This window comes from Brevibacterium sp. UCMA 11754 (assembly GCF_021532275.1).
Lineage (GTDB): Bacteria > Actinomycetota > Actinomycetes > Actinomycetales > Brevibacteriaceae > Brevibacterium.
Genome location: NZ_JACBOT010000021.1, coordinates 391,986 through 405,928 on the forward strand (window position 1 = coordinate 391,986; position 13,943 = coordinate 405,928).

The 13,943-nt window shown below is 64.2% G+C and carries 10 protein-coding genes; 3 read left to right on the forward strand and 7 right to left on the reverse strand.

From position 1 onward, the window contains the following. Nucleotides 1-30: 30 nt before the first annotated feature. The 5 genes from HX613_RS10780 to HX613_RS10800 all read right to left on the reverse strand — a co-directional run bounded on the left by HX613_RS10780 (nucleotide 31) and on the right by HX613_RS10800 (nucleotide 5,291). The gene (locus HX613_RS10780; protein ID WP_235345319.1) at nucleotides 31-681 is read right to left on the reverse strand and encodes a TetR/AcrR family transcriptional regulator; all 651 of its coding nucleotides are present in this window, start codon (nucleotides 679-681) and stop codon (nucleotides 31-33) included. After that, a complete protein-coding gene (locus HX613_RS10785) occupies nucleotides 671-2,368 on the reverse strand; it encodes an AMP-binding protein (RefSeq protein ID WP_235345320.1) in 1,698 nt (565 codons plus the stop codon). Before HX613_RS10785 ends, HX613_RS10780 begins: the two co-directional genes overlap by 11 nt. A gap of 69 nt (nucleotides 2,369-2,437) precedes the next feature. Continuing rightward, nucleotides 2,438-3,184: an SDR family NAD(P)-dependent oxidoreductase gene (locus tag HX613_RS10790; RefSeq protein WP_235345321.1), complete on the reverse strand. Its 747-nt coding sequence runs from the start codon at nucleotides 3,182-3,184 to the stop codon at nucleotides 2,438-2,440. 87 nt (nucleotides 3,185-3,271) lie between these two features. Beyond that, the gene (locus HX613_RS10795) at nucleotides 3,272-4,417 is read right to left on the reverse strand and encodes an acyl-CoA dehydrogenase family protein (RefSeq protein ID WP_235345322.1); all 1,146 of its coding nucleotides are present in this window, start codon (nucleotides 4,415-4,417) and stop codon (nucleotides 3,272-3,274) included. 46 nt (nucleotides 4,418-4,463) lie between these two features. After that, nucleotides 4,464-5,291, reverse strand: coding sequence for an enoyl-CoA hydratase-related protein (locus HX613_RS10800; protein WP_235345323.1), 828 nt, complete (start codon nucleotides 5,289-5,291; stop codon nucleotides 4,464-4,466). A 246-nt stretch (nucleotides 5,292-5,537) separates the two neighbouring features. Here HX613_RS10800 and HX613_RS10805 point away from each other — a divergent pair, with 246 nt between their 5' ends. Further along, nucleotides 5,538-6,164 (forward strand): hypothetical protein, encoded by a 627-nt coding sequence (locus tag HX613_RS10805; RefSeq protein ID WP_235345324.1) that lies wholly within the window; start codon nucleotides 5,538-5,540, stop codon nucleotides 6,162-6,164. Nucleotides 6,165-6,381: 217 nt separating this feature from the next. On the opposite strand, the gene HX613_RS22660 is transcribed toward HX613_RS10805, so the two are convergent. Beyond that, complete coding sequence (locus HX613_RS22660) at nucleotides 6,382-9,711, reverse strand: S41 family peptidase (RefSeq protein WP_235345325.1); 3,330 nt, start codon at nucleotides 9,709-9,711, stop codon at nucleotides 6,382-6,384. Nucleotides 9,712-9,791: 80 nt separating this feature from the next. Between HX613_RS22660 and argS the strand changes: the two genes are divergently transcribed. Together argS and HX613_RS10820 are read left to right on the forward strand one after the other, a co-directional pair. Further along, nucleotides 9,792-11,516, forward strand: coding sequence for an arginine--tRNA ligase (argS, locus tag HX613_RS10815; protein WP_235345326.1), 1,725 nt, complete (start codon nucleotides 9,792-9,794; stop codon nucleotides 11,514-11,516). Between the two features lie 102 nt (nucleotides 11,517-11,618). Continuing rightward, nucleotides 11,619-12,845 carry an MFS transporter gene (locus tag HX613_RS10820; RefSeq protein WP_235345328.1) on the forward strand — a complete coding sequence of 409 codons (1,227 nt, stop codon included), beginning with the start codon at nucleotides 11,619-11,621 and terminating at the stop codon, nucleotides 12,843-12,845. A gap of 130 nt (nucleotides 12,846-12,975) precedes the next feature. Here HX613_RS10820 and HX613_RS10825 read toward each other — a convergent pair whose 3' ends face one another. Then, nucleotides 12,976-13,824, reverse strand: coding sequence for a hypothetical protein (locus tag HX613_RS10825; RefSeq protein ID WP_235345329.1), 849 nt, complete (start codon nucleotides 13,822-13,824; stop codon nucleotides 12,976-12,978). Nucleotides 13,825-13,943: the final 119 nt, after the last annotated feature.

Below are 13,943 nucleotides of genomic sequence, written 5' to 3' on the forward strand. Positions count from 1 at the left end.
CAGGCTGAGACACCACGGGAGCAGCGGACACTAATTCAGTTTCACTCTCTTCCGTGCGCCGTCGCTGAGGTTGCTCAGCACCACGGTGCGAACCTGCCGGTCGATGTACTGGCTCAGACTGACCTGCGTCTGCTGGAAGTACCAGTGTTTGAGGGCCCACATATGAGCCAGGGTCATGAGGTTGTGACCGAGCGTGCTCGCATCGACCGCGTGCAGGTCACCCTTGTCGGCAGCCTCGGCGACGACATCGATGAGCGGCTGCAGAGTGGCCAGCTCCTGCGACTGGATGGACGCCAGTCCGGCGCGTGAGAGCGCCCTGGAAGTCTGATAGGTCAGGACGACCGCCTGACGATGGTCATCGACGACCTGACAGAACTCGGTGAAAGCCGCAATGATCCGATGCACAGGATCCTCGGTCGCCTCGATCGCCGCCGGCACTCGCAGCCGGAAGTCCTCGAGAACCCGGGTGATCGCGGCCAGCACGATCTGCTCCCGATCCGAGAAGTACTTGTACAGCAGTCCGACGCTGACACCGGCAGACTTGGCGATCGCCTGCATCGACACGGCATGTGAGCCCTTCGTCTGCATGAGGCCGACGGCGGCATCGACGATCTGCTTCTCACGGAATTCCGCGCGAGCACCGCGCACTACGGCGTTGACGTCCTGAGTCTCACTTGTCATGCCTGCTGACCACTTCCTCCCGCAGCTTGAACTTCTGAATCTTACCGCTCGGGGTCCGCGGGAACTCATCGAGGCACTGCAGGGTCTCCGGCCAATAGTGTTTGGTCACGCCCTTGGCGGCGAAGAATTCGCGCAGGTCATCCATTGTGAACGTTTGGCCTTCTCGCAGTGTGACCACTGCACACGCGATCTCCTGCAGGCGGGGGTGGGGCACCGCCACGATCGCCACTTGGGAGATGGCGGGATGCTCGTACATGATGTTCTCGACGTAGGCGACTGGAATGTTCTCTCCACCGCGGATGATGATGTCCTTCGATCGACCGCCGATCTTGATGAAGCCGTCGACGTCCATCTCTGCGATATCGCCGGTGTCCAGCCAGTCGCCGGCGAAGGCCTCGTCGGTGAGCTTCGGTTCGCTGAGATACCCGACGAACAGGAACGGGCCCTTGACCTGCACCTTTCCTTCGGTTCCGGCGGGGATCGGTTCGCCGAGCGGATCGACGATGCGCACCTGCATATCGCCGAGCGCACGACCGTCTGTGCTCGTTACCTTGTCATCGGAATCGCCGGGGGTGGTCATGGTGACCAGTCCGCATTCGGTCTGCCCCCAACCGCCGAAGACGTTGAGGTTGGGCAGCAGCTCTTTGGCCTCGTGGACCATGACGCGTGGAATCGGAGCGCCCATGCAGCAGAAGTGTCGCAGACTCGAGAGATCACGATCCGTGGTCTTGGCGGCCTCGATGAGATCGTGCAGGAACGGGGTGGCGCCCGAAGTGTGCTCGATGCCGAACTCTTCGATCAGTCGCGCGAACTCCTCGCCGTTCCAGACATCCTGGAACACGCCGGTCCCGCCGATGAGCAGCGGCAGGCAGACTCCGTACATGTACCCGGTGAGATGGCCGAAGGTCGAGGCCATGTGGATGACGGAGCCGTTTCCGAGGCCCAGGTGATCAGGCCAGGGCAGTGACGCGGAGAGCACCGAATTGTGTGTGTGCATGACCCCCTTGGGATCACCTGTCGTCCCCGAGGTGAAGAGGATCAGACCGACATCATTGGGATCGGGCCTGCGCGTCTCCCAGTCGATGTTCGTTGCTGCCTCGGCCGAACCTGGCGAACTAGCTGACCCCGGTGAGCCTCGGGTCCCGCGATCCAGGAAGTCCGTCCATCGTTCGAAGCCCTCGCGGGAGGTGAACGGATCTTCTCCGGGAGCGTCGAGGACGATCGTATGCCGCAGATCAGGCAGTTTGTGCCTGAGACGGTCGACCATATCCGGGTAGTCGAACTTGCGGAACCGGTTGGGGACGAAGAGAACCGTGACTGCGGCCTTCTTTGCCATGTATTCGATCTCGCGGTCGCGGTAGATGGGGATGAGACCGTTCGTGATCGCCCCCGCCTTGAGAGCGCCGAGGTGGATGACCAACCATTCGTACCAATTGGGCAGATGGATGCCCACCACCTCACCCGGTTGCACACCGAGGTCGATGAGGGCCCTGGCACACGCCTCGGCGTCGGCGGAGAGCTGTCGGTATGTGTGGCTTCCATAGGGGTCTCGAGACACGACAGAATCGGGAGTCTCGCTCGTCCAGTGGTCCAGATGATCGAGCAGCGTCTTGTTCTTCCAGGCACCTGTCGAGGTGTGCCTGTCGATGAGGGAGTCGGTGAGGATCGTGTCGAATCGGGTTGGCATGTCAGGGCTCCTTTGCTCTGGTCTCGTGCCGGTGATGGTGGATCGTTGTGGTGACGCGGTGGGAGAGGGTCAGGCCATGGTGAGTCCGCCGGAGACGGAGAGCGTCTGACCGGTGACGTAGGTGGATTCGGGGCTGGCGAAGAAGGCAACGGCATTTGCCAGATCGTCAGGCTGTGCCAGGCGGCGCATGGGGATCGCCTTCTCCAGTGCGGTGCGCAGCTTCGGGTTGTCCTCGGAGATCTCAGCGAACAGCGGGGTGTCGGCCGGTCCCGGGCACACGCAGTTGGAGGTGATGTTGTGCCGTGCGACCTCGCGGGCGAAGGTCTTGGAGAAGGAGATGATGCCGCCCTTGGCCGCCGAGTACACGGCCTCACCGCTCGAGCCCACGCGTCCGGCATCGGAGCCGATGCTGATCACGGCCCCGGATTCGGCGGCGATCATGTGGGAGGCGACCGACTGCGTGCAGTTGAGGGTGCCGATCAGGTTGATCGCGATGACTCGGTCCCAGGTCTCGGCCGTCGAGTCCATGAAGGGTTCGACCTTGTCCCAGCCGGCATTGTTGACGAGGACGTCGATGCGGCCGAATGTCTCGACCACCTTGGCGGTCATGGCATCGACCCTGGCCCGATCGGTGACATCGACGGCGACGCCGATGGAATCATTTCCCAGCGCCGAGGCGGTTTCCTGTGACTTCGTCGCGTCGAGGTCGGCGACGACGATGGTGGCTCCGTCTGCGGCCAGGCGGGTGGCGATGCCTTTGCCGATCCCGGAGGCGGCGCCGGTGACGATGATGATGCGATTGTCCAGTGCAGACATGATGTGTGGTCCCTTCGGATGGTGATGTTGTCAGATGTGCTGGTCAGCTACCTTTGTCGGATGTGTGCTGGCCCAGATGAGTGCTGGTCAGGGGGCGAAGGCGCGTCCGGCCGACTCCCTGGCGATGACGAGTTTCATGATCTGTGCGGTCCCGTCCCCGATCTGCATGCCGAGCACGTCCCGGAGGCGCTTCTCCACGTCTCGATCTTGCTTGTAGCCGTTCTGGCCGTGCAGAAGGAGGCATTGATGGATGGCGTGATAGGACTCCAGGGGCGCCCACCACTTGCACATCGCCGCCTGTGAGGTGTGGGGCAGGCCTTCGTCGCCGAGCCATAGAGTGTTCAGACACAGCAGCCTGGCGGCGGCCATCTTCGTCTCCGCCTCGGCGAGGGGAAATGAGACGCCCTGGAACTTCGACAGCGGCTGGTCGAATGCCTCCCGGCCCTTCACATAGTCCCAGGCGTCCTCGATCGCTCTGGTGGCGCTGCCCGTGCATTGCAGGCCGATGAGAGCACGGGAGAAGTCGAAGCCCTGCATGACCTGGGAGAACGCTGCTCCCTCCGCACCGAGGAGGTGATCGCCCGGGACCCTGACATCGGTGAATTCCACCGAGCCACGGGCCACCGCGGACTGTCCCATATCGGTGATCGGGGTGCGGGCGACTCCTGGGGCATCGAGGTCGACGAGTAAGGCGGAGATGCCCTTGCCTCGTTTCGCGTTCGGATCGGTCCTCGCGAAGATGACTGTGGCCGTCGAGGTCAGCGCCAGTGACATCGATTTCGTGCCGTTGATGATCCAATCCCCACCGTCACGCTTGGCGGTGCTCTGGGGATTGCCGGCATCCGAGCCGGCGTCGGGCTCGGAGAGGCCGATGGCCACTGTTTCGGCACCGGAAGTGATGAGGCGGCAATAGTGTTCGGCCACCTCGGCGCTTGCATTGCGCGCGATGACCTGACCCATCAATGAGCCCACCACCTGCAGATACGCCACGTTGAGGTCGCCGCGAGCTATCGCCTCGGTGACCAGTCCCGCTGTCACCTTCGTCTGGCCCTGCCCGCCGAGGTGGGGCGAGAGTTCGGGGGCGATGAGACCGGCACCGCCCATCTCCAGTGTCAGATCGGTGCCGATCTTCCCGGCATTCTCCCGGTCACGTGCCTCGGAGATGAGGCGCTCCTCGAAGCTCGCTGCAGCGTCGAGCAGCGACTGGGCCTCTGGGGTGATTGCGAAGTCCACTGTGGTCCTCTGTTCTGGTGGGCTGGTCGGCCTGATTGCCTGCGGTTCAGTACGCGTTGTCGAAGCTGCTGAAGTCGGGATCGCGCTTCTCGGCGAAGGCGGCAGCGCCCTCATGCGACTCGGGAGAGTGCGCGTACAGGTCGAGGGCGCTCATTGCCAGATTGGTGAAACCGGTCTGCATCTCGGAGTCGGCATTGAACGACTGCTTGAGGAAGCGCAGGGCGGTCGGCGCCTTGAGACCCAGTGCTCGGGCTCGTTCCTTGGCTCGGGGCATGAGCTGCTCGGCTTCGACGACCTCATTGGCCAGGCCCCACATCTCGGCTTTCTGGGCGTCGATGAGTTCGCAGAAGTACCACATCTCGCGAGCCCGCTTCTCACCCACGATTCGGGCCAGGAACGCCGTGCCGTAGCCGGCGTCGAAGGACCCGACCTTGGGTCCGGCCTGTCCGAAGCGGGCGTGGGAGGCGGCAATCGTGATGTCGCACAGCGTGTTGAGGACATTGCCACCGCCGACGGCGACGCCGTTGACGGCGGCGATGATGGGCTTGGGCACGGATCGCATGGTCTTGTGGAGTTCGGAGATGCGGAACATCCCGTACCGGCTGGGACCGTAGTCGCCGGTCTTCGCTTTCTGCTTGACGTCCCCTCCCGCACAGAATGCCTTCTGCCCGGAACCGGTGAGGATGATCGAGCGGACTTGACTATCGCCCCAAGCCAGAGTCAGAGCCTCGATGAGCTCGTCGACTGTCTGTGAGCGGAAGGAATTGAACGACTCTGGGCGGTTGATGGTGATGACCGCATAGGACTCCTCGACCTCGTAGAGGATGTCGGCGAACTCCTGCGCAGGCGCCGTGGATCCGTGTGTATCTGGCATCTTTGCCTCCTCAAGCTGTTGTCCTTCGGGCGGTGGCAGCCGATCCCGCAAGAAAATGAATGTATGTTCACGATAAGTGAACACGAGTTCAGTACAGAGGTCAATACCCATGAGTCGGTGAAGTCTGAGTGGTGAAACCCTATTGCTACTGCGGGTTCGGGGGATCACCCGGTGCGGAGTGCGAGAATGTGATGGTAGAACCGATCCTCGTAATCCCGTGATCCGTGCACACTCGAGAGGGCAGTGATGACTCAACCCCGTGAGACCAGACCGCAGCCGGCTGCCGGCGCGGAGATCGGCTCCCTCATCGGCGGAGCATTCGGCCTGGTGTTCCTCATCATCAACAGCGCATCGTTTTCGACCCTGGGCCGTATTCTCGTCCTCGTCACGGGAATCGCGGTCTTCGCCGTCATCGTGTTCTTCGCGATTCGTTCACTGAGACGCATGAAGCGCGCCGAGGTGTCGTCGGCAGCGTCCGCCGAGCACGCTGAGTCCGTTGCATCCGCCGAGGGACAGGCTGCGGCCGGATCGCGTCGGACCGTTCCCTTCGGACGCAGCTACTGGATCATCGTCGGGATCGAAGCGCTGGCGCTCTTCGGCGGCACGCGACTGCTGAGCGGTTTAGGACATCCCGAGCTCGGAGTGGCCTGGGTGGCGTTCGTCGTCGGCACCCACTTCTATGCGCTCGGCCACGTGTTCAAACTCGACCGGTTCCATATTCTCGCCACGGTCGTCACCCTGTGCGGCATTGCCGGCTTCATCGCCTTCTTCGCCTCGATCCCAGCGTTCATCCCCATCTTCAGCGGGATCATCTCCGGATTTGTGCTCCTGGCATTCGGCGTCTGGGCGCTCGTTGCCGTCGACGACCGCTGACGTTGCGCACCCCCGCGCCCACCACAGCCACGGCGCCCACAGCGACCGCGCCCCCGGTCCCACGCACCCGCGTGAGCGTCATTGTCGGCTCGCGTGCGATTCCAGGCGAGAAATCGAACGCGAGCCCACAATGACGGGCAGATTGCGCCGGAGGCTGAACTGCTTCGGGGAGCCCAGGTCCTGGTGCTTCGTTGGAGGGTTGGCTCCGTCGCCGGTTCTACTCCGTGGGCGCGCCCGGTGCCTGGACCTGCGGCGATGACTGAACTCGTGGGGCCGGGAAGTCCGGGGCCGTGGCGGCGGGGGTATCATCCAGGCCGGCGAGCACCTCGGCGATGGCACGGTCGAGCTGCAGATCGTCCTCACTGAACAGCTGTGAGGGATCATGCTCGACCTCGATGTCGGGATCGACGCCGTAGTTCTCGACATCCCAGCCCTTGCCCTCGAGCCAGAAGGCGTAGCGTGGCTGCGTCACGCCGGTGCCGTCGACGAGGTCGTAGCGACCGTCGATGCCGACGACTCCGCCCCAGGTGCGGACTCCGATGACAGGGCCGAGTCCCTTAGCCTGCACGCGGGCATTGATGATGTCACCATCGGAGCCCGAGAACTCGTTTGCGAGGAAGGCGACCGGGCCACGGCGGGTGTCCTCCGGGTCGGGAAGCATACTGTCGTAACTCCTGGTGGCGTTCCAGGCGATTACCCTGTCCGCGAATCGCTCGGCGACCAGGGAACTCGTGTGACCGCCCCGATTGAACCGGACATCGGCGATGACACCCTCGGCAGACATCGCCTGACGCAGGTCACGATGGAGCTGAGCCCAACCGCCGGCCATCATGTCGGGGACGTGGACATAGCCGACTCGACCACCGGACTTCTCCGCCACGTACTCGCGTCGGGAGCGGACCCAGTCCTGGTAGCGCAGCTTCTCCTCGTTCGCCACAGGAATGATTGCGACCACACGGTCCTTGCGTCCCCGCCGGAGAGTGAGCTCGACGATCGAGTCCGCCGCTCCCACCAGGTGGGCTGCCGGGCCGCGGACTTCGTCGATGGACTGACCGTTGACGGCGACGATGAGATCACCTTCGCGGGCACCGACACCGGCTTGGCGCAGCGGTGACCTGGCGGCCGGGTCACTGCTCTCACCGGGCAGGATGCGGGCAATCTGCCAGCCCTGAACGGTCCGTTCCAGATCTGCACCCAGGAAGCCGAGCTTCTTCGACTGGTCACCGGGCGGGCTGGAGGGAGAGACGTAGGCATGTGAGGTGTTGAGCTCGCCCACGGTCTCCCACAGAATGTCGACGAGGTCGTCATGGCTCAGCGCCTTGGCGGCGACTCGACGCCAACGCAGGGTCACACCTTCCCAGTTCACCCCGTTCATGTCCGCGCGCCAATAGTGGTCGCGCATGATGCGGGAGTTCTCCTCGAACATCTGCAGCCATTCGGCCCGCTGGTCGAGTTCGAACCGCAGCCGGGTGAGATCAACTGAGACCGTATCGTCGTCATCGGCTTCGACCTTGCGGGTGGCCGGTCGCACTGCGACGTCACCATCGTTGGTCACGATGATGAGCTTGCCGTCACCGGTCACCGAATAGTCATCGGCCTTGTCGACGACGGTGGAGACCTTGCGTTTGGCGAAGTCGAAGAACTGGACCACCTCGCCCGATTTCTCTCCGGCATCGCCGGAGTGCTTGTCGCCGAGTTCACCGTCTTCGGCATCACCGGTGCGCATCCACAGGACGCCGCCCTCGGCCGACTTCAGATTTCGGAAGACACCGGAGGAGACTGGGAACGCTACGATCCTTTCCTCCGCTCCTGCCAGGTCGAGCTCTGCGGTGACGACGGTCTTCTCAGCCTTCGCCTTGTCAGCCTTCGAGGACTCATCGGTAACCTCGGCGATCGCCCACCCGTTGGCGCTCGGCCCGAAGGGTGCTGGCTCGGTCGAACTCAGCGGCAGCAGCCACGGCCTGGTCACACCGTTGAACGACAGGTCGAAAGAATGCTGATTGTAGGAGGGGTCGAAGGTCCGATCCGAGAGGAACGCGACGTACTTGCCATCGGCGGTGAACGCCGGCGAGAAGTCATTGAACTTCCCACTCGTCAGCGCCTGACCCTCACGGTCCGACTTGGTGTCGACGATCATCAGCCGGTTCAGCATCTCCTCACCCTGGGTCGGCTGCGACCACACGAGGTAGCGGCCGTCCGGGGAGAATCGGGGAGTCCTGGCCTCACCGAAGCCCGAATGGCCCACCAGGCGAGTCCTGCCATTGCCGACCTCGACGAGGCGGATGCTGCCATCGTGGGAGATCGTGGCCAAGGTCTTCCCCGCCGGATCGGACGTCATGTGGAGGACACGTCCTAGGGCTCCAGCCCCGATACGCCGAGGTGGCTTGTCGCCGGAGACCGCCCGCACCTCGATCGAGTCCTCACCTTCGACATCGGTGATGTAGGCGGCGAGCCCGGTCTGTCCGAGTACGTCGGGTTCACGGGTGCGGATCGACGAATCCGCACACAGCGCCCGCGCTGGACCTTCGCGGTGGGCCAGCCAGAAGGTCTTTCCGCGCCACTCCACTAGCGATGCGTTGCCGCTGTGATCTGGGACGATATTCAAAGTGCTGGAGGTGGGATCGATGTTGAGCGGCTGCACCCCGGTTCCGGGAAGCTGCACGTTCAGGGTTCTGATCTGCGCGTCGAGGCTGTCGAGGATCCGGATCTCACCGTGGCTGTGCCACACGATGCGGGTTCCATCGGTAGTGGCATCGCGGACATAGCCCTCGGCCTCCGTCTGGAACGTCAGCTGTCGAGGTTCACCTGCCGCGGCCTGGTCCGAGCCTCCGTGGGCTGACCGGGTCTGTGTGGCCAGGCCGTCCCAGATCCAGAGATTGGCCTGCTCATGTGCATGATGCGGGAAGGTGGCGGCACGGTCCGAGGTGAAGACCAGCGAGTCACCGACCCAGATTGGGTCGGTCAGCGACGCGGTCTCCTCACGCAGCAGTCGCTGCCACTGGGCACCAGATCCGGAGGCATCACCGGCGCGATCGAGCCACAGCCTCGGCGCGGTGCCGCCGCGATAGCGCTTCCAATGTGCGGGCGGACGAGAGAACGGCGTGGACAGAGCGGTGACACCCGAGTGGTGCCTGCCCAGTCCCGAGGCACGACCCAGTGACAGGCGGTCGACGCTGCCGTCGAGGTCGACGGACTTCACCACATGATTGCGGACCTCGAACTCACCGGCATTGGACCCGATGAGAATATGGCGCTCATCGGCCCAACCGAGCATCGTCGTCGTCGAACCACCCAACCAGCTCAGCCTTCGCAGGGACCCGGAGGCCACCTCGGCGAGCATGAGCTCAGGATGCCCATCGCGGAAGGACACATAGGCGATATGCGTTCCATCCGGCGAGATCCGCGGACTGCGGACGGGGGCATGATCCGAGGTCAGACGCCATGCACGCCCGCCTGCGGAGGGGGCGATCCAGACGTCGTCGTCGGCGGTGAAGGTGATGAGATCACCGTGGATGTGCGGGTACCTGAGGTAAGAATTCGAAGTCACGTGACCTACATTACAAGCTTGGGCGCCGAGGCGACGCGGCCCATGCGGTGCTCTCTGCCCCTGACCAATAGAATGGTGGCATGCCATCATTGACTTCGCTTCTCAACGACCGTTTCGCACTCGCCCTCGAACAGTCCTTCGGCGAGGATTTCACGCGACGCGACCCCGTGATCAGGAGCAGCCAGTTCGCCGACTTCCAGGCCAACGTGGCCCTGCCCCTGGCGAAGGAGCTGAAGTCCAAACCGCGCGACATCGCGACCACGATCGTGGCCAACCTCGATCTCGAGGGGATCTGTGAGACCCCGGAGATCTCCGGTCCCGGCTTCATCAACCTCACCTTCACCCCCGAGTTCCTGGCATCGACCCTGAACCAGGGAACCGCCACCGAGGTCGAGTCAGAGACGAGCGGAGCGCGGATCGTCATCGACTATTCGGCGCCCAACGTCGCCAAGGAGATGCACGTCGGTCACCTGCGGACCACCGTCGTCGGCGACGCGCTGGCCCGGACCCACGAATACTTCGGCAACACGGTCGTGCGCCAGAACCACATCGGCGACTGGGGCACTCCCTTCGGCATGCTCATCGAACACCTCCTCGACGTCGGCATCGAATCGGAGACGGCCCAGGACATCTCGGCCAACCCGAATGCCTTCTACCAGGCCGCGCGCGCGAAGTTCGACAGCGATGAGGCCTTCGCCACCCGTGCACGTGCCCGGGTGGTCGCGCTGCAGGGCGGCGACGAGCAGACCTTCGAACTCTGGGAGCGCCTCATCGGGTTCTCACGGATCTACTTCAACCACATCTACTCACTCCTCGACGTCACCCTGACCGATGAGGACCTGGCAGGTGAGAGCATCTACAACGATGACCTTGCCGCGGTCTGCGCCGAACTCGAGGAGAGGGGCCTGGCCCGCATCAGCGACGGTGCCCTGTGCGTCTTCCCCGAGGGCTTCACCGGCCGTGAGGGCGAGCCTCTGCCGCTTATCATCCGCAAATCCGACGGCGGCTACGGCTACGCCACGACGGACCTCGCGGCTGTCCGTCATCGGGTGCGCACCCTCAGGGCAGATCGTGCCCTCTACGTCGTCGGCACTCCGCAGGCCATGCACTTCGAAATGGTCTTCTCCATCGCTCGAGCCGCCGGCTGGCTGCCAGAGGAGGTTGCGGTCGAGCACGTGAAGATCGGCAACGTGCTCGGTGACGACGGGAAGATCCTGCGTACCCGCAGCGGTGCCCCCGTGCGGTTGGCCGAACTCCTCAATGAGGCCGTCGCCCGCGCGAAGGCCACACTGCAGGAGTCGAACGCCGAATTCAGCCCCGAAGAGGAAGCCGAGGTCGCACAGATCGTGGGCATCGGCGCCGTGAAGTACGCCGACCTCTCCGTCGCCCACGACACGAGCTACACCTTCGACCTCGACCGGATGCTCGCCCCGATCGGCAACACCGCACCCTATCTTCAGTACGCCGGAGCCCGGATCCGCTCGATCCTGCGCAAGGCGGACGGGGATGCGTTCACGACTGCGCCGATCCACCTCGGCGAGGCTGCCGAACGTGACCTGTCTCTGGCGATCCTCGGGTTCTCCGATGTCCTCGCCGAGGTGGTCGCCGGCTCCACGCCGCACCGACTGTGCACGTACCTCTTCGACCTCGCCCAGTCGTTCACCTCGTTCTACGAGCAGTGCCCGGTCCTCATCGCCGAATCCGTCGAGGTGCGCGATTCCCGGCTGCGTCTGAGCCAGACGGTCCTCGAGGTGCTTGAGGCCGGCCTCGGCGTCCTGGGCATCCGCGTGCCCGAACGGATGTAGCACTGCTGCGCTTCACACCCTGGCGGGTGCCGTCCGAACTGCCGCAACACTCCAGGAGCTACCACGTCTGACCAGCCCGCCGTCCGTCGCATGCTGCCGTGGATGATCGTCGGCATCGTCATCCTCGCCCTCAACCTGCGGGCACCGATCATCGCCCCGACCGCCGTCCTCGGTGACATTCAGGACGACACCGGGCTGAGCTCTGCCGGGGTGGGCCTCCTCACCGGTCTGCCGGTGCTGCTGTTCGCCCTCGTCACCCCTGTTGCGGGGAAGACCATCGGACGCTTCGGTGCGGAGGCGACGGTGCTGTCCTGCCTCACCGGTGTGCTTCTCGGAACCGTGCTGCGCTCGCTCGGTCCGCCCTGGCTCGTGCTCGCGGGCACCGGAATCATCGGCTTCGCCATCGCTCTGGGCAATATCGCCGTGCCGGTGATCATCCGGCGCGAAGTCCCATGGAGCCAGGTGTCGATGGTGACGGGCCTGTACTCGGCCACAATGAATGTCGGCTCCATGATCACCCTGCTCGGCACGGGTCCCCTGGCTGCAGCAGTCGGGTGGCGGTGGGCCGTGGCCATCTGGGGCGCTCTGGCCGTGATCGGACTCTTCTACTGGCTGTGCGTGATCCGACTGCGGATCCGACGCAAGGCGATCCTCGCAGCCTCGGCGGATGTGCCTACGTCACCTGCACCCACACCGGCACGTCGTCCTTGGCGCGAGGCACCTCCCGAATTCCGTGCCATCATCGCACTGCTCGTGATCACCTTCAGCGGACAGTCGATTGCCTACTACACGACCACCACGTGGCTGCCCTCGATCCTCTCCGACACGGGAGGGCTGGACTCGGCAGCCTCGGGCGGCACCGCCTCACTGTTCCAGATCGCTGCCATCCTCGGAGCATTCGGGGTGCCGCTGCTGGCGGCCAGAACCAAGCCCTGGGTGCCGGTGGCGATCATCGCTGCGCTGTGGCTCTCGCTCCCGACAGGGTTGCTGCTCGCTCCGAGCTCATACGTGCTGTGGTCGATCACCGGCGGAATCGCCCAAGGCGGCGGATTCACCGCGATCTTCTCCATCATCGCCCGCACCGCTGGAAGCGACCGAGAAACGGCCTCTGCCTCGGCCCGGGTGCAGGGCGGCGGTTACCTCGCAGCCACGTTGGCCCCGCCGTTCGCAGGTTGGCTGGGCAATGTCACCGATGGGTGGACGGCCCCGATTCTGCTCATCCTCGCAGCGACACTTGCCTTCACGATCGCGGGGCTGCTGGCGGTCCGCATCTCAGGTCACTTCCGGGGTGGTGGGCCGGCCAACAAGCGTGAGGTTCTGGGTGAATGACGAACGGCTCCCGCCGCTGTTGTTCTCACGTCTTCACGTGAGCGAACTTCAGCGGCGGGAGCCGTTCTCTCTGTCTGGGTTGGTCGATCGGCCGGTCAGTTGACCATGTCAGTCGACCTCTCCGGACAGATCAGTGCTTGGCGTTCTTGTCTTCCACCGTCTCGGCGGCTGACTTCGAATCCTCGGCAGGCTTGACGATGGTCGCCGGCGTTGCCTTGGTGTCCTTGGCCTCGGTTGCAGGCTTCGGAGTCGGTGCTGCCGTGGCGGTGGCCTCGGCAGTCTTCGACTCGGGCACTGCGGCTTGCGAGACCTCGGGTGCTGTTCCCTGGCGGGACGCGGGGGTCGAGCCCACCGGACGAGCATCTTCCGGACGGTTGTTGGGCAGCGGTGTCGACCATGGGTCCTCGACCGGCTGTGCCTTCTTCCACACGTAGTAGCCGATTCCGGCTGCCGAGCCGATGACCAAGGTCCACACGACTGCGGCCTTGCCGCCACCGGACTTGCGTGCGGTGTCCTTCTGGATTCGCTTTCCGGCGTTGGTGAGTGCCTTGCGGGCCTTCTTCACGGCCTTCTTGTCGCCGGTCAGGCGCACAGCGAGATCGTCGACAAGCTGGGGGGTCTCAACGGCTGCAAGCGAGTTGGCGGCGTTGGTCGCAAACTTGCCGGCACGTTCGGTGGCCTCGGGGCGGTAGGCATCGAGCTTGTCCGCCCAGGCGTGAACCTGGTCATTCGCCTTATCGGCGAATGCTTCGACCTGAGGGCGGGCCTTGACGGCAAGATCCTCGGCGCGATCGGCCAGTGCTTCGACCTGCGGCCGAGCCTTCTCTGCAAGCGCCTCGACCTGAGGGCGTGCCTTGTCAGCGGCTTCGCGGAGTTTTGGACTTGCGGCCCCGCTGGCATCGGCCAGGACTCGGAGTGACGTCTTCTTCGCGGAATCGAGCTTCGAAGTGAACGGATCTCGAGCTGACTTCTTCGACATGAACATTCCCAATCCTCTTTGTCGGGGTCAATTGATCAGTCTCAGTCTACGGCCTAGGTGCAAGCCACCGGGCATCACCCCGTCATGAAATTGCCTGCAGAAACGCTGACAGAGTCTGC